This window comes from Streptomyces fradiae, assembly GCF_041270065.1.
Classification (GTDB): domain Bacteria; phylum Actinomycetota; class Actinomycetes; order Streptomycetales; family Streptomycetaceae; genus Streptomyces.
Genome location: NZ_CP065958.1, coordinates 1,981,702 through 1,999,187 on the forward strand (window position 1 = coordinate 1,981,702; position 17,486 = coordinate 1,999,187).

At 71.1% G+C, this 17,486-nt stretch carries 15 protein-coding genes and 1 pseudogene; 6 read left to right on the plus strand and 10 right to left on the minus strand.

Going from position 1 to position 17,486, the window contains the following annotated elements:
- Nucleotides 1-77: 77 nt before the first annotated feature.
- The 5 genes from JAO84_RS08895 (at nt 78) to JAO84_RS08915 (ending at nt 6,076) form a co-directional block, all read left to right on the plus strand.
- Nucleotides 78-1,403, plus strand: coding sequence for a DUF2252 domain-containing protein (locus JAO84_RS08895; RefSeq protein ID WP_370411975.1), 1,326 nt, complete (start codon nt 78-80; stop codon nt 1,401-1,403).
- A 63-nt stretch (nt 1,404-1,466) separates the two neighbouring features.
- Nucleotides 1,467-2,153 (plus strand): hypothetical protein, encoded by a 687-nt coding sequence (locus JAO84_RS08900; protein WP_370411977.1) that lies wholly within the window; start codon nt 1,467-1,469, stop codon nt 2,151-2,153.
- Nucleotides 2,154-2,207: 54 nt separating this feature from the next.
- Nucleotides 2,208-3,023 carry a thioredoxin domain-containing protein gene (locus tag JAO84_RS08905; RefSeq protein ID WP_370411979.1) on the plus strand — a complete coding sequence of 272 codons (816 nt, stop codon included), beginning with the start codon at nt 2,208-2,210 and terminating at the stop codon, nt 3,021-3,023.
- 119 nt (nt 3,024-3,142) lie between these two features.
- Nucleotides 3,143-4,792, plus strand: a complete 1,650-nt coding sequence (locus JAO84_RS08910) for an alkaline phosphatase (RefSeq protein WP_370411981.1) — start codon at nt 3,143-3,145, stop codon at nt 4,790-4,792.
- A gap of 315 nt (nt 4,793-5,107) precedes the next feature.
- Nucleotides 5,108-6,076 (plus strand): zinc metalloprotease, encoded by a 969-nt coding sequence (locus JAO84_RS08915; RefSeq protein WP_370411983.1) that lies wholly within the window; start codon nt 5,108-5,110, stop codon nt 6,074-6,076.
- A 78-nt stretch (nt 6,077-6,154) separates the two neighbouring features.
- Here JAO84_RS08915 and JAO84_RS08920 read toward each other — a convergent pair whose 3' ends face one another.
- The 7 genes and pseudogenes from JAO84_RS08920 to JAO84_RS08950 form a co-directional block, all read right to left on the minus strand.
- Nucleotides 6,155-6,724 carry a dienelactone hydrolase family protein gene (locus tag JAO84_RS08920; protein ID WP_265861629.1) on the minus strand — a complete coding sequence of 190 codons (570 nt, stop codon included), beginning with the start codon at nt 6,722-6,724 and terminating at the stop codon, nt 6,155-6,157.
- Nucleotides 6,725-6,791: 67 nt separating this feature from the next.
- The gene (locus JAO84_RS08925; RefSeq protein WP_265861630.1) at nt 6,792-8,378 is read right to left on the minus strand and encodes a Na+/H+ antiporter; all 1,587 of its coding nucleotides are present in this window, start codon (nt 8,376-8,378) and stop codon (nt 6,792-6,794) included.
- Nucleotides 8,379-8,451: 73 nt separating this feature from the next.
- Nucleotides 8,452-8,931 (minus strand): GNAT family N-acetyltransferase, encoded by a 480-nt coding sequence (locus JAO84_RS08930; protein ID WP_370411985.1) that lies wholly within the window; start codon nt 8,929-8,931, stop codon nt 8,452-8,454.
- Nucleotides 8,928-9,869, minus strand: coding sequence for an RluA family pseudouridine synthase (locus tag JAO84_RS08935; RefSeq protein ID WP_265861632.1), 942 nt, complete (start codon nt 9,867-9,869; stop codon nt 8,928-8,930). The genes JAO84_RS08930 and JAO84_RS08935 overlap by 4 nt, the downstream gene beginning before the upstream one ends.
- Before the next feature lie 17 nt (nt 9,870-9,886).
- Nucleotides 9,887-10,477 carry a signal peptidase II gene (gene lspA / locus JAO84_RS08940; RefSeq protein ID WP_370411987.1) on the minus strand — a complete coding sequence of 197 codons (591 nt, stop codon included), beginning with the start codon at nt 10,475-10,477 and terminating at the stop codon, nt 9,887-9,889.
- 62 nt (nt 10,478-10,539) lie between these two features.
- The gene (locus tag JAO84_RS08945; protein ID WP_370416694.1) at nt 10,540-11,010 is read right to left on the minus strand and encodes a TraR/DksA family transcriptional regulator; all 471 of its coding nucleotides are present in this window, start codon (nt 11,008-11,010) and stop codon (nt 10,540-10,542) included.
- Between the two features lie 9 nt (nt 11,011-11,019).
- Nucleotides 11,020-11,364, minus strand: a pseudogene (locus JAO84_RS08950) (histone H1-like repetitive region-containing protein); the annotation flags it as partial.
- Nucleotides 11,365-11,937: 573 nt separating this feature from the next.
- Between JAO84_RS08950 and ileS the strand changes: the two are divergent.
- Nucleotides 11,938-15,078: an isoleucine--tRNA ligase gene (ileS, locus tag JAO84_RS08955; RefSeq protein WP_370411989.1), complete on the plus strand. Its 3,141-nt coding sequence runs from the start codon at nt 11,938-11,940 to the stop codon at nt 15,076-15,078.
- Between the two features lie 170 nt (nt 15,079-15,248).
- On the opposite strand, the gene JAO84_RS08960 is transcribed toward ileS, so the two are convergent.
- From JAO84_RS08960 to JAO84_RS08970, 3 genes are all read right to left on the minus strand, one after another.
- Nucleotides 15,249-16,313 (minus strand): DivIVA domain-containing protein, encoded by a 1,065-nt coding sequence (locus tag JAO84_RS08960; RefSeq protein ID WP_265861639.1) that lies wholly within the window; start codon nt 16,311-16,313, stop codon nt 15,249-15,251.
- 67 nt (nt 16,314-16,380) lie between these two features.
- Entirely contained in the window at nt 16,381-16,671 is a 291-nt protein-coding gene (locus tag JAO84_RS08965; protein ID WP_132915584.1) for a YggT family protein, read from the minus strand.
- Between the two features lie 81 nt (nt 16,672-16,752).
- Nucleotides 16,753-17,373 carry a cell division protein SepF gene (locus JAO84_RS08970; protein WP_265861641.1) on the minus strand — a complete coding sequence of 207 codons (621 nt, stop codon included), beginning with the start codon at nt 17,371-17,373 and terminating at the stop codon, nt 16,753-16,755.
- Nucleotides 17,374-17,486: the final 113 nt, after the last annotated feature.

A 17,486-nucleotide genomic window follows, 5' to 3' on the forward strand; every position in this document is an offset into this window, starting at 1 on the left:
GGTACGGTCGCGCGTTGGGAGACAGGGAACACCCGTCCCATTTGTCATGCACAGTTTTCAGCCAGGAGGCACCTTCGATGTCGGTCCCCCAGCCCACCGCCGCCGAGCGCGGTGAGCAGATCCTCGCCGTCTTCGACACCGCCTTCGGCGAGCTCCTCGCCGCCGACCCCGCCGCCTTCAAGGTCAAGTTCCGGAAGATGGCCGGATCCGCCTTCGCCTTCTACCGGGGCACCGCCTGCCTGTTCTACAAGGATCTGGAGCGGGAGGCGCACGGCGGGCCGTACCTGGACGAGCGCACCGGCCGGGTGTGGATCCACGGCGACCTGCACGCGGAGAACTTCGGCACCTACATGGACGCCAACGGGCGGCTGATCTTCAACGTCAACGACTTCGACGAGGCCTATGTCGGCCCGTTCACCTGGGACCTCAAGCGGCTCGCCGCCTCCCTGGCCCTGATCGGGTACGCGAAGGCGCTGTCCGACGACCAGATCACCCACCTGGTGCGGGTCTTCGCGGCGGGCTACCGGGAGCGGATCCACGACCTGGCGACCGGCGCCAAGAGCGACGAGGTGCCCGGCTTCACCCTGGAGACCGCCGACGGCGCCCTGCTCGGCGCGCTGCGCGAGGCCCGCTCGCTGACCCGCTTCGGGCTGCTCGACTCGATGACCGAGATCCGCGAGTACGAGCGCCGCTTCGCGGCCGGCGGCGGTGCGATCGAGCTGGACGCGGCCACCCGCTACAAGGTGCTCGCCGCCTTCGACGGCTATCTGGAGACGCTGCCGGAGTCGAGCCTGGCCCGCCCCGACTCGTACCGCGTGAAGGACGTCGTCGGCCGCCGCGGGATCGGCATCGGCTCGGCCGGCCTGCCCTCGTACAACATCCTCCTGGAGGGCAACAGCGACGCCCTGGAGAACGACGTCGTGATCTACATGAAGCAGGCGCAGACCCCGGCGGTCTCCCGGCACGTGACGGACGCGGCGGTACGGGGCTACTTCCACCACGAGGGCCACCGCACCGTGATCTCGCAGCGGGCGCTGCAGGCGCACGCCGACCCGTGGCTGGGCTGGACCGAGCTGGACGGCACCGGCCAGCTGGTCGCCGAGGTCTCGCCGTACGCGGTGGACCTGGACTGGTCGGACATCGACGACCCGCAGGACATCGCGGCGACCGTCGCCGACCTGGGCCGGGCGACCGCGACCATGCACGCGGCGGCGGACGACTCCAGCGGGCACTCCCTGGTGCCGTTCTCCACCGAGCGGGCCATCGACGCGGCCATCGCCGGCGACGAGGAGGGCTTCGCGGAGCTCCTGGTCGACTTCGCGCACGCGTACGGCGCACGCGCGCGTGCCGACCACCAGATCTTCGTGGACCTGTTCCGCAACGGCCGGATCCCCGGTCTGTAGCGGGCGCCTCACAGCCTGTGCTTAGGGACGCCTTATGTCCCTCCATGGCACACTTCGATGGCGATGAACATGGCAGGAATCCAGTTGCGTGCCCTGAGGGCGGCGTTCTTCACGACTCTGGTCGTGGCGCTGTCCGTGGCCTCGCACGTCCTGCTGTCCGGGGTGCCGCTGCCGCTCGGCACGGTCGCCCCGGTCGCCGTCGCCGTGTTCGGCGTGGCCTTCGCGCTCGCCGGCCGCGAGCGCGGCTTCGGCCCCATCGCGGCACTCCTGGTCCCGCTGGAGCTGGCCGCCGACACCCTCTTCACCAGCGGCCAGGTCGCCTGTTACGGCCCCGCCGGCGGCCCGGTCGCCGGGTCGCTGCGGGCCATCGGCTTCGACGTGGACGCGCTGTGCGGCGGCGCCGTGGGCACTCCGCTGCCCGGTGTGGCCGCCCCCGGCAGCGGCACCGCCGCGGCCCTCCTGAACTCCCCCGACCCGGCCGTGCCCTGGCTGCTGCTCGCCGCCCATGTGGTGGTCGGGCTCGCCGCGGCCTGCTGGCTGCGCGGCGGCGAGCGGGCGCTCGCCCGGCTGCTGCGGGCGGCCGTGGCCCTCGCCTTCCGGCCGCTGCTCGTGGCGGCCGCCTTCTTCCGCGCCGCCGTGGTTCCGCCGCGGCGCGCCGGGCGCCCCGAGGACCGGCCGCGCCGGTCCCGCACCCGGCTGTTCGCGCACTCCGTGGGACGGCGGGGACCGCCCGTGCTCGCGCTCGTCTGAGCACCACGCGCATCCCCCCTTTTTTCCTCCTCCCCAGTCACGGAGTACATCGGCATGAGCAAGCGCAACAGCCAGTCCAACAAGGCAGCGGCCCGCGAGCGGCTGCGGATCGAGCGCGAGAAGCAGGCCAAGAAGGAGAAGGCCCGCCGCCAGGTGATCGTCGCGGCCTCGGCGCTCGGCATCCTCGCCGTCGCCGGCGGCATCGGCTTCGCCGTCGTCCAGGCCGGCAAGCCGTCCGCCTGGGAGGCCGCGGCGGACGCCAAGAGCATCTCGGCGCCGAAGAACACCGAGGGCACGGACGGCACCACCGTGATCGTCGGCAAGCCCGAGGCCAAGCAGACCCTGGAGATCTACGAGGACTCGCGCTGCCCGGTGTGCGCGACCTTCGAGCAGGGCGTGGGCTCCACGGTCGAGAAGGACGTCGCCGACGGCAAGTACAAGCTGAAGTACGTGGGCGCGACCTTCATCGACAACTCCGACCAGGGCGAGGGCTCCAAGAACGCCCTCTCCGCGCTCGGCGCGGCCCTGGACGTGAGCCCGGAGGCCTTCCTGAAGTACAAGGCGGCGCTGTACTCCACCGAGTTCCACCCGGACGAGCGCGACGACAAGTTCGCCAAGGACTCCTACCTGCTGAAGGTGGCGGACTCGGTCCCGGCCCTGAAGGGCAACGCCGAGTTCAAGAAGAACGTCGAGGGCGGCACCTTCGACGCCTGGGCGATGAAGATGTCGAAGACCTTCGACGACAGCGGGGTGCGCGGCACCCCGACCCTGAAGATGGACGGCAAGACGCTGACCGCCGAGGGCAGCGAGAACCCGCCGCTGACGGTGGAGCAGTTCAACGCGGCTCTGGGCAAGGTCCTGAAGGGCTGACCCCCGCGGGAGCGGCGGCGGGGGCGGGGCGCGGGCCCGGCGGAACGGCGGGAGAAGAGCCGGCGAACATTGTGCAGAGGCCTGCCCGTTCGTCCTACCAGTCGGTAATCTGACGGGCCGTGACCAGTCGTAACCACATATCCGCCCCCACCCGCCGTTCCGTGGTGAAGGCCGCCGCCGTGACCGCCGTCGCCGCGCCGGCGCTGGCGGCCGCCGCCTCTCCCGCGCTCGCGGCCGCCGGGGCACCCGTCTTCCTGCACGGTGTCGCCTCCGGCGACCCGCTGCCCGACGGCGTCCTGCTCTGGACGCGCGTCACCCCCACCCCCGACGCCCTGCCCGGTTCCGGCCGGGGCCCCGATGTGACGGTCGGCTGGGAGCTGGCCGAGGACCGCGGCTTCGCCCGTACGGTCGCGAGCGGCAGCACCGTCGCCTCCGCGGGCGCCGACCACACGGTGAAGGTGGACGTACGGGGGCTGCGGCCGGCCACCCCGTACTGGTACCGGTTCACCGTGGACGGCACCGTCTCCCCCGCCGGCCGCACCCGGACCGCGCCCGCCGCCGACGCGAGCGGCCCCGGGGTGCGCTTCGGCGTGGTCTCCTGTGCCAACTGGGAGGCGGGCTGGTTCTCGGCGTACCGGCATCTGGCCGCCCGTACCGACCTGGACGCGGTCCTCCATCTCGGCGACTACATCTACGAGTACGCCACCGGCGCCTACCCCGAGGCGAAGTACGGGGTCCGGCAGCACCAGCCGGCACACGAGATCACGACGCTCGCCGACTACCGGCTGCGGCACGCCACCTACAAGACGGACTCCGACCTGCAGGCGCTGCACGCGGCACACCCGGTCGTGGCGATCTGGGACGACCACGAGTTCGCCAACGACGCCTGGTCGGGCGGGGCCGAGAACCACACGCCGGGCACCGAGGGCGTGTGGGCGGACCGGGTCGCGGCGGCCAAGCGGGCCTACTTCGAGTGGATGCCGGTGCGCGCCTCCACGGAGGGCACGGTCTACCGGCGGCTGCGCTTCGGCAGGCTGGCCGATCTGCATCTGCTCGACCTGCGCTCGTTCCGCTCGCAGCAGGCGGGCGTGGGCAGCGGCGCGGTGGACGACCCGGAGCGTTCGATCACCGGGCGGGCGCAGCTTGACTGGCTGAAGTCGGGGCTCTCGGCCTCGGACGCGGCCTGGCAGCTGGTGGGCACCTCGGTGATGATCTCGCCGGTGGCCTTCGGCGCGCTCCCGGCCGAGCTGCTCGCCCCGCTGGCGGAGCTGCTCGGGCTGCCCCAGGAGGGCCTTGCGGTCAACGTCGACCAGTGGGACGGCTACACGGACGACCGCAAGGAGCTGCTGAAGCACCTGACGGACCGGGGCATCCGGAACACGGTCTTCCTGACCGGCGACATCCACATGGCCTGGGCGAACGACGTGCCGGTGAAGGCGGCGACGTACCCGCTGTCGGCCTCGGCGGCGACCGAGTTCGTGGTGACCTCGGTGACCTCGGACAACCTGGACGACCTGCTGCACGTGGCGCCGGGCACCCTGTCGCTGGTGGCCCAGACGGCGGTGAAGGCGGCCAACCGCCATGTGAAGTGGGTGGACATGGACCACCACGGGTACGGCGTCCTCGACGTGACCGCCGCGCGCTCGCAGATGGACTACTACACGGTGTCGAACCGGGCGGACCGGGACGCGACGGCGTCCTGGGCGCGTTCGTATCGCACGCTGAACGGAACGCAGCGTGTCGAGCGGGTGTACCAGCCGGTGCTCTGACCGACGATTTTCAGCCATGATCCCGTTTGTTAACGGGAGATCACACGGCTACGGCGGGTGGTGAGTTCGGAGCTTCGAATCCGGACACACTGCCCGCCTTCGTCGTTTCTTCTGTTACGTCGGCGTCTCAAACCCCGGAATCGGCGCAAGTTTTTCTTCTCGTTGACCCGATTTGCCCCTCGAATGATTGGGCTTGATCACTCCTCAACGACGTCTGACATGGACGCGTAATCTCCCCGGCGTGGCGAGGAAGTGCCTCTCCACGACCCCCACGAGGAGTCCCCCGTGCGCGCTCTTGCTCGTATATCGCCGCGTATGTCCCGTCGCATTCTCGGCACGGCCGTGATGGCCGGAACCCTGGCCCTGGCCCCCCTGTCCGCCACCGCGGCCCTTCCGTCCGCCTCCGGCGCCACCCTGGCCTCGGCCGAGAAGTGCGCCGACGACGCCGGCGTCTCCGCCGCCCGCAAGGTGAAGGGCGGGGCCACCAAGGCCGAGCCGAACGAGGTCACCGCCGAACAGGCCAAGGCCATGGACGCCGACCTGAAGAAGAAGGTCGCCGCCGGCTGGACCGACAGCCGGCTCAGCCCCTCCGCGACCCTCGGCGCCACCGCGGTCTCGATCCCCGTCTACTTCCACGTGATCCACAGCGGCACGACGGGCAAGCTCAGCGCCACGGACATCAACAACCAGCTGGCCGTCCTCAACGCCGCCTACGCGGGCCAGGGCACCGGCAACGTGAACACGGGCTTCCAGTTCACCCTTGCCGCCACCGACTACACGGACAACGCCACCTGGTACAACCTGACCTCCGGCTCCACCGCCGAGAAGCAGATGAAGCAGACCCTCCGCAAGGGCGGCGCGGGCGCGCTGAACATCTACACCGCCAACCTCGGCGGCGGCCTGCTCGGCTGGGCGACCTTCCCGTCCTCCTACAACTCCAGCCCCTCCATGGACGGTGTCGTCATCCTCGACGCCTCCCTGCCGGGCGGCTCGGCGACCAACTACGACGAGGGCGACACCGCGACCCACGAGGTCGGCCACTGGATGGGCCTGTACCACACCTTCCAGGGCGGCTGTAACGGCAACGGCGACTACGTCTCCGACACCCCGGCCGAGAAGAGCCCGGCCTACGAGTGCCCGACCGGCCGTGACTCCTGCGCCTCCAAGACGGGTGTGGACCCGATCCACAACTTCATGGACTACACGTACGACTCCTGCATGTACCAGTTCACCTCGGGCCAGGTGACCCGGATGAACGACGCCTGGACCGCGTACCGCGCCTGACGGTCCGTCCGAACATGCGGGTGTGGCCCCCGGGAACCGAGTTCCCGGGGGCCACACCCGTACGCGCGCGCAAGGCCTCTAAAGACTGTCGAGGAAGTCCAGGGCCACCGCCCAGGTCCGTTCCGCCGCCTCCGCGTCGTGGTCCGGCAGCTCCGGGTCGGTGTACAGGTGCCCGGCGCCCCGGTAGCGGTAGACCTCCACGTCCGCGCCCGCCCGCTGCATCCGCAGATACCAGGCCGACAGCCAGTCGTCCGTCTCGTACGGGTCGGGCTCGGCCACGTGCAGCTGCACCGGCAGCTCGTCCACCGCGGCCGACTCGGCGATGTCCGACGTGCCGTGCAGGAGCAGCAGCCCGCGCGCCTTCTCGTCGCCGAGCGCCAGGGTCTGCGCCACCGAGGCGCCGAAGTCCAGGCCCATGTAGACCAGGCCGCGCTCCGAGTACGGGGCGGCGGCGAGCACGGCCCGCTTCAGGAGCTCGTCCTTGCCGATCTCGTCCCGCAGCGCCACGCCCTCCTCGGTGGTCTCCACGGTCCGTCCGTCGAAGAGGTCGGGCGTCCAGACCTGATGGCCGGCGGCCCGCAGCCGCTCGGCCGCGGCCGTCACGGACGGGGTGAGCCCGTGGACCGAGTGGAAGAGCATGATGTCCATGGGCTCCATCTTCCCATCCGGCGCCCGAGACCCAGGGCACCCGCCCGACGCCCGCCCGCCCCGCGGCTCAGCGCAGACTGCGCACGTCGAGGTCGCGCAGCACCCGGTCCACCACCTCCGGATCCGCCCCGGGCTCACTGCGCGCCGAGAGCACCGCGTGCCGGGCCGCCGACATCAGCTCCTTCTGGATCCGGTGCACCGACTTCAGCCGCTCCACGCGCTGGGTGAACGCGGCCCGCCGCTCCTCGTCCACCATGTCCGGGCTGATCCGCGCCCCGATGTCGAAGGCGCCGCGCTGCAGCCGCTCGGCCACCTCCTCCGGCAGCTCCTCCAGCTCCGTGATCTCCTTCAGACGCTGCTTGGCGGCCTTCGCCGCCCGGATCGCCAGGTCCCGCTCGAAGGCCCGCTCCGCGTCCGTGTCGGCCTTCACGCCGAGCCGCTTCACCAGCCACGGCAGGGTGAGGCCCTGCACCACCAGGGTCGCCAGGATCACGCAGAAGGCAATGAAGACCAGCTCGTCGCGGCCGGGGAAGGGCGCGCCGGCGTTCGTACGGAGCGGGATGGCGAGCGCCAGCGCGACCGAGGCCACCCCGCGCATCCCGGCCCACCACATGATGACGGACTCCCGCCAGTTCATCGGGATCTCCTCGGCGTACTCCCGCCGGTCGTGCAGCTTCTTCGCCACCCAGGCGGCGGGCAGCAGCCAGAGCAGCCGCACCACGACCACCACGCCGACCACCGCGAGCCCCCAGCCGAGCATCTGGCCGCCGCGTCCCTCGGCGACCCCGAAGACATGGACCAGTTCCAGGCCGATCAGACCGAAGGCGATGCCGGTGACCAGGGTCTCGACGATCTCCCAGAAGGTCTGCCCGGCGAGCCGCCCCATCACGTCGTCGGCGTCGAGCGCGTACTCGGCCAGATAGAGCGCGGTGACCAGGACCGCGAGCACGCCGGAGCCGTGCAGTTCCTCGGCGATCACGTACGCGACGAAGGGGACGAGCAGGGTGAGGCCGGTCTGCAGGGTGGCGTCGGCGAGGAAGCCCATCAGCTTGTTGGCGGCCCAGCCGAGGGCGAGACCGATGACGACGGCGACGACCGCGGACAGGAACAGCTCGCCCAGCGCCTCGGGCCAGGAGAAGTGGCCGGTGACCACCGCCGTGATCGCCACGTGGTAGAGCACGATCGCGGTGACGTCGTTGAAAAGCCCCTCGCCCTCCAGGATCGACACCAGCCGGCGCGGCAGCCCGAGGGAGCCCGCCACGGCGGTCGCCGCGACCGGGTCGGGCGGCGCCACCAGCGCGCCGAGGGCCAGGGCCGCGGCCAGCGGGATGCCCGGCACCAGGGCGTCCGCCACGGCGCCGACGGCGGCCGTGGTGACGAAGACCAGCGCCACCGCGAGCAGGAAGATCGGCCGCCGGTTGGCCGCGAACTGGCGCCAGGAGGTGCGCTGCGCCGAGGCGTAGAGCAGCGGCGGCAGCACCAGCGGCAGGATGAACTCGGGCGGGACGTCGACGTTCGGCACGAAGGGCAGGAACGCGAGCACGATCCCGACGAGGGTCATCAGGACCGGCGCCGGCAGCCCGAGCCGGTCCCCGAGGGGCACGGTCAGGACGGCGCCGAGGAGCAGCAGGAAGAGCAGGGCCAGTTGATCCACGGCCCTACCCTGTCACGTACGCCCGTTTCGCCCGGGATTGCCCGCCCGAAGACCGGGGATTGCCCCTCAGGCCTTACAGCGCGCGCCGCATGGCCCGGTGCGGCATGTCCGCGTCCGGGAACTCGGGGCCGTACGCCTCGTAGCCGAGCCGCTCGTAGAAGCCGAGGGCGTGGGTCTGGGCGTGCAGGTCGACGGCGGCGAGTCCGCGCTCGCGGGCCGCGTCCTCGATGGCCCGCACCAGCGCCGCACCGACCCCGAGGCCGCGCGCCGCCTTGTTCACGGCGAGCCGCCCGAGCGAGCCCACGGTGGCGTCGGCGCCGGTCCTGCCGGTCGCGTCGGCCCCGAAGAGCAGCCGCCCGGTGCCGAGCGGCACACCGTCCTCGCGGACCGCGAGGACGTGCACGGCGGTCGCGTCGTACGTGTCGTACTCGACCTCCTGCAGAACGCCCTGCTCCACGACGAAGACCTCGCGGCGCACCGCGAAGCACGCCTCGCGGTCGCCCTCGGCCACGGCCTCCCGGACCGTGTAGGCGGACCCTCCGCCGGCGCTCACCGGCTCTCCGCCTCGATGCGGTCGAGGGCGGTCTGCAGGTCGGCCGGGTAGTCGCTGGCGAACTCGACCCACTTGCCGTCGCCGGGGTGCTCGAAGCCGAGCCGGACGGCGTGCAGCCACTGCCTGGTCAGGCCGAGGCGCTTGGCCATGGTCGGGTCGGCGCCGTAGGTGAGGTCGCCGACGCAGGGGTGGCGGTGGGCCGACATGTGCACCCGGATCTGGTGGGTGCGGCCGGTCTCCAGCTTGATGTCGAGCAGCGAGGCCGCCCGGTACGCCTCGATGAGGTCGTAATGCGTCACCGACGGCTTGCCCTCGGCGGTCACGGCCCACTTGTAGTCGTGGTTCGGGTGCCGGCCGATCGGCGCGTCGATGGTGCCGCTCAGCGGGTCCGGGTGGCCCTGCACCAGGGCGTGGTAGCGCTTGTCGACCACGCGCTCCTTGAACTGGCGCTTCAGCGAGGTGTACGCGTACTCCGACTTCGCCACCACCATCAGGCCGGAGGTGCCGACGTCGAGCCGGTGCACGATGCCCTGGCGCTCGGCGGCGCCGGAGGTGGAGATCCGGTAGCCGGCGGCGGCCAGGCCGCCGATCACGGTGGTGCCGGTCCAGCCGGGGCTGGGGTGCGCGGCGACACCGATCGGCTTCATGATCACGACGATGTCGTCGTCGTCGTGGACGATCTCCATGCCCTCGACGGGCTCGGCGACGATCCGCACCGGCGCGGGCGCGCCGGGCATCTCGACCTCGAGCCACGCGCCACCGCTGACCCGCTCGGACTTGCCGACGACGGAGCCGTCGACCTGGACCTTGCCTGCGGCGGCCAGCTCGGCCGCCTTCGTACGGGAGAACCCGAACATACGGGCGATGGCGGCGTCGACGCGCTCGCCCTCCAGGCCGTCGGGAACGGGCAGCGTGCGGATCTCGGGACTCGTGCTCACCCGTCGAGTATGCCTTGTCAGTCCTTGTGGACGGTGCCGTCGGGGTCCAGGCCCCGGAACGAGAGCAGCACGATCAGGATGCCGCCGCACACGATCGCCGAGTCGGCGAGGTTGAAGACGGCGAAGCCCTTGGGGGCGATGAAGTCGACGACCGCGCCCTCGAAGACGCCCGGCGAGCGGAAGATCCGGTCGGTCAGATTGCCGAGCGCGCCGCCGAGCAGCAGACCGAGCGCGATCGCCCAGGGCAGGCTGTAGAGCTTGCGCGCGAGCCGGATGATCACCGCGATGACCACGGCCGCGATCACGGTGAAGATGATCGTGAAGGCCTCGCCCATGCCGAAGGCGGCACCGGGGTTGCGGATGGCCTCGAAGCGCAGCAGGTCTCCGATCACCTCGATCGGCTCGTGCCCCTCGAGCTTCGCCACCACGAGCATCTTGCTGCCGAGGTCGAGGAGGTAGGCGAGCACGGCCACCGCGAACAGCGCGACGATCCTGCGCTTCCCCTTCGGCTGCGGCCGCTCCTCCGGAGCGGCCGTCTCGTCGGCCCCTGCTGCATCCGGTGAATCCGGTGAATCCGGCGTACCGATGACGCTCTCCGCCTCTGCCACGTGAGTCCCTCAACCTAGGTGCCTGATGTGCACCGAGAGTACGGCACGCACCTCCGGCGCCGTCAGCCCCGCCGCTCCTGCTTCTGCTTGTCCTCCACACAGAGGGTGGCGCGCGGGAAGGCCTGCATCCTGGCCTTGCCGATGGGCTTGCCGCAGACCTCGCAGAGGCCGTAGGTGCCCGCGTCAAGCCGCTCCAGGGCGTGCTCGGACTGCTCCAGCATCTCGCGGGCGTTCGCCGCCAGGGCGAGCTCGTGCTCCCGCGTGATGTTCTTGGTGCCGGTGTCGGCCTGGTCGTCGCCCGCGCCGTCGCCGGAGTCGCGCATCAGACCGGTCAGCTCCTCCTCGGAGTGGACCAGCTCGCTGCGCAGCCGCAGCACCTCGGCCTGCAGCTCGCTGCGGGCCTCGGCGACCTCCTCGGGCGTCCACGGCTCCTCACCGGGGCGTACGGCGAGCTCGCCGGCCCGGGCCTGGGGCACCGCGGCCCCGGCCTCGCCGGCCGTCGTGACGCCGCCCGCGGTCTTCTTCGCTGCCACCGTGCTGGCTCCTGTCTTCCGGTTGGTCGGGGCGGCCGTCTTCCCGGCCGGCGCCTTCTTGGCGGACGTCTTCCTGGCGGGCGCCTTCTTCGCGGGCGCCGTCCCGGCAGCCGCCTTCTTCTCGACGGTCTTCTCGACGGTCTTCTTGGCGGCCGGCTTCTTCGGGGCCGTCTTCTTGGCGGCCGGCTTCCTCTCGGCGGTCTTCGTCGTGCCCGCCTTCTCCGTGGCCGCCTTGTCCGTGGCCGCTTTCTTCGCAGTCGTCTTCTTCGCAGTCGTCCTCTTCGCGGCCGGCGCCTTCGCGGCCGTGGTCTTCGTGGCCGTCGTCTTCTCCGCGGCGGTCTTCTTCGCCACCATGTCGCGGCCCCTTCACATTTTGTGATCTTGCTCGCGAATCGTGCTGGGACGATAAATCGGCCCAAGGTCCGCGGCAACGGGGCACGCCGCCCATTCCGCCCGCCCCGGCGGCCCGCGGGGCGAACCTGCCTCGGTTGTGCCCAGCTCTCCGGCGGGTTATCCGCGCCGCCCCTCCCCCACTTGGCCGCAGCGGAAGTCCGCGCCGGGCCGTATGGCCATTCGGGTCACCGGGACGTCACCGGGAATCGGGGGAAAACCGGTCGGCCGACCCGGCCCGCGCCCCGTACACTGGGCGGAGCGAAAGGCTTGGATGGGGACGAGTAGCGTCGTAAGCAGCCATGAGCGACCCGGGGACGGTGCGAGCCCGGGGGCGAGCCCGATGTGAAGCATCACCCCGGAGCTGCCGGAAGAAAGCCGCGGGACCGTGAGGACCGCGCGGCGACTAGACCCGGCGTCGCGACCCCAATGAGGGGGCTCAGGGCGTCCGCGCCCGGGGCCAAGGAGGGTGGTACCGCGGGAGCAGTGCTCTCGTCCCTCCGGACGGAACGAGGCACATCCGCCGGAGGAAGATCGATGTCTTCGCAGTACCGCCAGGTACCCGCCCAGGTAGACCTGTCCGCGCTCGAGCACGCCGTGCTCGACTTCTGGCGCGACAACAAGGTCTTCGCCAAGACGCTTGAGCAGTCCGAGGGACGCCCGGAGTGGGTGTTCTACGAGGGCCCGCCGACGGCCAACGGCATGCCCGGCGCCCACCACATCGAGGCCCGCGTCTTCAAGGACGTCTTCCCCCGGTTCCGCACCATGCGCGGCTACCACGTGGCCCGCAAGGCCGGCTGGGACTGCCACGGCCTCCCGGTCGAGCTCGCCGTCGAGAAGGAGCTCGGCTTCTCCGGCAAGAAGGACATCGAGGCGTACGGCATCGCCGAGTTCAACGCCAAGTGCCGCGAGTCCGTGACCCGCCACACCGACGCCTTCGCCGAGCTGACCACCCGCATGGGCTACTGGGTGGACCTCGACGACGCCTACCGCACCATGGACCCCTCGTACATCGAGTCGGTCTGGTGGTCGCTCAAGCAGATCTTCGACAAGGGCCTGCTGGTCCAGGACCACCGGGTCGCCCCCTGGTGCCCGCGCTGCGGCACCGGCCTGTCGGACCACGAGCTCGCGCAGGGCTACGAGACGGTCGTCGACCCGTCGGTGTACGTGCGCTTCCCGCTGACCTCCGGCCCGCTGGCCGGCAAGGCGGCGCTCCTGGTGTGGACGACCACCCCGTGGACCCTGGTGTCCAACACGGCCGTCGCCGCCCACCCCGAGGTGACCTATGTGGTCGCCACGGACGGCGACGAGCGTCTTGTCGTCGCCGAGCCGCTGCTCGACAAGGCGCTCGGCGAGGGCTGGGTGACCACCGGCGAGTCCTTCACCGGCAAGGACATGGAGCGCTGGACCTACGACCGCCCGTTCGAGCTGGTCGAGTTCCCCGAGCCCGCGCACTACGTGGTCAACGCCGAGTACGTGACGACCGAGGACGGTACGGGTCTGGTCCACCAGTCCCCCGCCTTCGGTGAGGACGACCTCAAGGTCTGCAAGGCCTACGGCCTGCCGATGGTCAACCCGGTCCGCCAGGACGGCACCTTCGAGGAGGAGCTGCCGCTGGTCGGCGGCGTCTTCTTCAAGAAGGCCGACGAGGCGCTGACCGCCGACCTGGACGCGCGCGGCCTGCTCTTCAAGCACATCGCGTACGAGCACAGCTACCCGCACTGCTGGCGCTGCCACACGGCCCTGCTCTACTACGCGCAGCCGTCCTGGTACATCCGCACCACCGCGGTCAAGGACCGGCTCCTCGAGGAGAACGAGAACACCAACTGGTTCCCGGACTCCGTCAAGCACGGCCGCTTCGGCGACTGGCTGAACAACAACATCGACTGGGCGCTCTCTCGCAACCGCTACTGGGGCACCCCGCTGCCGATCTGGCGCTGCGAGGACGACCACCTCACCTGCGTCGGCTCGCGCGCCGAGCTGAGCGAGCTGACCGGCGCCGACCAGTCGGGCCTGGACCCGCACCGCCCGTACATCGACGACGTCACCTTCGGCTGCACGGCGGAGGGCTGCGGGAAGACCGCGACGCGCGTGCCCGAGGTCATCGACGCCTGGTACGACTCGGGTTCGATGCCGTTCGCGCAGTACGGCTACCCGTACCAGAACAAGGAGCTGTTCGAGAGCCGCTACCCGGCGCAGTTCATCTCCGAGGCGATCGACCAGACCCGCGGCTGGTTCTACACGCTGATGGCCGTCGGCACCCTGGTCTTCGACAAGTCCAGTTACGAGAACGTGGTCTGCCTGGGCCACATCCTCGCCGAGGACGGCCGCAAGATGTCCAAGCACCTGGGCAACATCCTGCAGCCGATCCCGCTGATGGACCAGCACGGCGCCGACGCGGTGCGCTGGTTCATGGCGGCCGGCGGCTCGCCGTGGGCGGCCCGCCGGGTCGGTCACGGCACCATCCAGGAGGTCGTCCGCAAGACCCTCCTGACCTACTGGAACACGGTCGCCTTCCAGGCGCTGTACGCCCGGACCTCCGGCTGGGCGCCGTCCGCCGCCGACCCGGCGCCGGCCGACCGCCCGGTCCTCGACCGCTGGCTGCTCGGCGAGCTGAACACGCTGGTGGCCGAGGCGACCGAGGCGATGGAGGCGTACGACACCCAGCGCACCGGCAAGCTGCTCTCGGCGTTCGTCGACGACCTGTCGAACTGGTACGTGCGCCGCTCGCGGCGCCGGTTCTGGCAGGGCGACAAGGCGGCGCTGCGCACGCTCCACGAGGTCGTGGAGACGGTGACCCGCCTGATGGCCCCGCTGACCCCGTTCATCACCGAGCGGGTCTGGCAGGACCTGGTGGTCCCGGTCACCCCCGGCGCCCCGGAGTCGGTCCACCTGGCGACCTGGCCGGAGCCGGACGCGGCGCTCGTCGACCCGACGCTGTCGGAGCAGATGCTGCTCGTCCGCCGCCTGGTCGAGCTGGGCCGCGCGACGCGCGCCGAGTCGGGTGTGAAGACCCGTCAGCCGCTGTCCCGCGCACTGGTCGCGGCGACCGGCTTCGCCGCGCTGTCCGAGGAGCTGCAGGCGCAGATCACCGAGGAGCTCAACGTCTCCTCGCTGGCGTCCCTGTCCGAGGTGGGCGGCTCGCTGGTCGACACGACGGCGAAGGCGAACTTCCGCGCCCTCGGCAGGCGTTTCGGCAAGGGCGTCCAGGACGTCGCCAAGGCGGTCGCCGCGGCCGACGCGGCGGCGCTCTCCCTGGCGCTGCGCGACGGCGAGGCGAGCCTGGAGGTGAACGGCGAGACGATCACCCTCACCCCCGAGGAGGTCGTCATCACCGAGACCCCCCGCGAGGGCTGGTCCGTCGCCTCCGACTCCGGCGCCACGGTCGCCCTCGACCTGGAGATCACCCCGGAGCTGCGGAAGGCGGGCCTCGCCCGCGACGCGATCCGCCTGATCCAGGAGGCCCGCAAGAACAGCGGCCTCGACGTCGCCGACCGGATCGCGCTGCGCTGGACCTCCGCCTCGGCGGAGACGGTGGAGGCCCTGACGGCCCACGCGGCCCTGATCGCCGACGAGGTGCTGTCCACGGACTACGCCCAGGGCGAGGCCGACGACTCCTTCGGCGCCGCCTTCGAGGACGAGGGCCTGGCCCTCGCCTTCCGCCTCCGCAAGGCGTAGCACCGCGCTGAAGGGCCCGGCTCCCGCACGGGGGCCGGGCCCTTCGTCGTACCGGACTCGCCTTCGTACGACCGCGGGGAACGCCGAAGGGCCGGCCCCCGGAAACGGGAGCCGGCCCTTCAGGACTGCCGACGACGGCTACGCGTTCAACACGCGTTGATCCGCCGGCCTCAGTTGTCGTCCTCGTCGATGAGGAAGCCGCGCATCGGCGCCGGGGCCTGCTGCATCGGCTGCGGGGCCTGCGGACGGACCGGGGCCATCGGCTGGGTCATCGCCGGGGTCATCTGCTGCTGACCGCCGTACGACGGGGCGCCGCCCATCGGGCCGTTGCCACCGTAGGACGGGGCACCGGCGCCGGCCGGAGCCATCGACGGGGACGGCGGCAGGGACGCGGCGGCCGGGGTGCGCGGCGGGGCCAGCGAGTCGTCGGCCTGGGTCTCCAGCTGACGCAGCTGGGACTCGAGGTACGACTTCAGGCGGGTCCGGTACTCACGCTCGAAGCCCCGCAGGTCCTCGACCTTGCGCTCGAGGGTGGCGCGGGCGGACTCCAGGGAGCCCATCGCGACGCGGTGCTTCTCCTGCGCGTCCCGCTCCAGGGCGTCGGCCTTGGCGCGGGCGTCCCGCTCCAGGCCCTCGGCGCGCGAGCGCGCCTCGCCGACGATCTTGTTGGCCTCGGAACGGGCCTCCGCGATCGCCTGGTCGGCGGTCTGCTGCGCGAGCGACAGGACGCGCGCGGCGCTGTCGCCGCCGGGGCCCTGCGGCGCGGGCGCCATCTGCTGCTGCTGCGGGTGACCCATGGGGCCGCCCTGCATCGGACCGGGACCCATCGGGCCGCCCTGCATCGGGCCGGGGCCCATGGGGCCGCCCTGCATGGGGCCGCCCTGCATCGGGCCGGCGGGCAGCGCGGGGGCACCGGAGGGCAGCTGCGGCGGGCCCTGCATGGGGCCCTGCTGCTGCGCCGGCGGTCCGGATATGGCGGCGGGCACGGGAGCGCCGGGACCGACGGGACGATCCTGCGGCTCCGGGGGCTTGCGCATGCCCTGCTGCTGGTTCTGCGCGGCGGCACGGGTCGCGGCGGCCAGCTTGGCGCGCAGGTCCTCGTTCTCGCGGAGCAGTCGGGTCAGTTCGGCTTCGACCTCGTCGAGGAAGGCATCGACCTCGTCCTCGTCATAGCCTTCTCGAAGGCGGACGGTCGTGAACTGCTTGTTCCGCACGTCCTCGGGGGTCAGCGGCATCTCTTCTTCACCTCTACGTAGTCGTCGGCAGTCGGCAAGACCGTATCGTCCACAGTTCCCTCCACCATCACCTCGCGAAGCCGCTGACGACGGAGATCAGGATGTAGACGATGATCATCAGAACGAAGAAGGACAGGTCGAGTGCCACGCCCCCGAGGCGCAGCGGCGGGATGAGCCGCCGCAGAAGCTTGAGCGGTGGATCGGTCACAGTGTAGGTGGCCTCGAGGACCACCACCATCGCCTTGCCGGGTTGCCATGACCGGGCGAACTGGAAGACGTAGTCCATGACCAGCCGGAAGATCAGAAGGACGAGGAAGCACATCAGCGCGATGTAGACCACCTGCAGTGCGACGCCCATCCCGCGGTTCCCTCTCCCCTGGTTCTCGTGCTCTCACTTGTCCGGCCGCTCCCGCGGCCGGCCGTTCTCGGTCTCGTGTTCTCAGCTCTGGTTGAAGAATCCGCCCTCTGCGATGCGGGCCTTGTCCTCCGCCGTGACATCGACGTTAGCAGGCGACAACAGGAACACCTTCTGCGTCACTCGCTCAATGCTGCCATGGAGCCCGAACACGAGTCCGGCGGCAAAGTCGACAAGTCGCTTCGCGTCGGTGTCGTCCATCTCCGTGAGATTCATGATCACCGGGGTGCCTTCACGGAAGTGTTCCCCGATGGTACGGGCCTCGTTGTAGGTCCGCGGGTGCAGCGTGGTGATGCGGTAGGGCTCCCGCTCGGACACGACCTTGGGCATGATCACCGGTGCGTTCTTCTCCAGGCTCGGACGTTCGGGTGTGATGGATGCCACGGGGGCAATTCGGGCAGGACGTCCGCTTTCCGCGTGTACCGGTACAGACTGAGCGACGGGCTCGCGCGGAGCGGGCGGCTGCACGACCCGCACCGGCTCCTCCCGCTCGATCTGCCGAGGGGGCTGGTGGCGCCGGTCGCGCTCGGGCTCCGGCTCCAGCTCGGGTTCGAAGTCGTCGTCGGGATCGAATCCCCGGCCGTCGTAGCCATCGTCCTCCACGAGGCCGAGGTAGACCGCCATCTTGCGCATCGCGCCGGCCATTCTCTGCATCCTCCGCTCAGTGGTGGATCGCCTAACCGAATGTCGCAGTGTCACCAAGTGCCCGCGATCCACGGGTCCCCCCGCCTGCTCGGCGGAATGACCATATTTTCTGC

Coding starts and splice junctions, on each gene's coding strand:
- JAO84_RS08895 (WP_370411975.1), top strand. CDS start 78: ATGTCGGTCCCCCAGCCCACCGCCGCCGAGCGCGGTGAGCAGATCCTC.
- JAO84_RS08900 (WP_370411977.1), top strand. CDS start 1,467: ATGAACATGGCAGGAATCCAGTTGCGTGCCCTGAGGGCGGCGTTCTTC.
- JAO84_RS08905 (WP_370411979.1), top strand. CDS start 2,208: ATGAGCAAGCGCAACAGCCAGTCCAACAAGGCAGCGGCCCGCGAGCGG.
- ileS (WP_370411989.1), top strand. CDS start 11,938: ATGTCTTCGCAGTACCGCCAGGTACCCGCCCAGGTAGACCTGTCCGCG.
- JAO84_RS08920 (WP_265861629.1), bottom strand. CDS start 6,724: ATGGACATCATGCTCTTCCACTCGGTCCACGGGCTCACCCCGTCCGTG.
- JAO84_RS08960 (WP_265861639.1), bottom strand. CDS start 16,313: ATGCCGCTGACCCCCGAGGACGTGCGGAACAAGCAGTTCACGACCGTC.
- JAO84_RS08965 (WP_132915584.1), bottom strand. CDS start 16,671: ATGGGCGTCGCACTGCAGGTGGTCTACATCGCGCTGATGTGCTTCCTC.
- JAO84_RS08915 (WP_370411983.1), top strand. CDS start 5,108: ATGTCCCGTCGCATTCTCGGCACGGCCGTGATGGCCGGAACCCTGGCC.
- JAO84_RS08970 (WP_265861641.1), bottom strand. CDS start 17,373: ATGGCCGGCGCGATGCGCAAGATGGCGGTCTACCTCGGCCTCGTGGAG.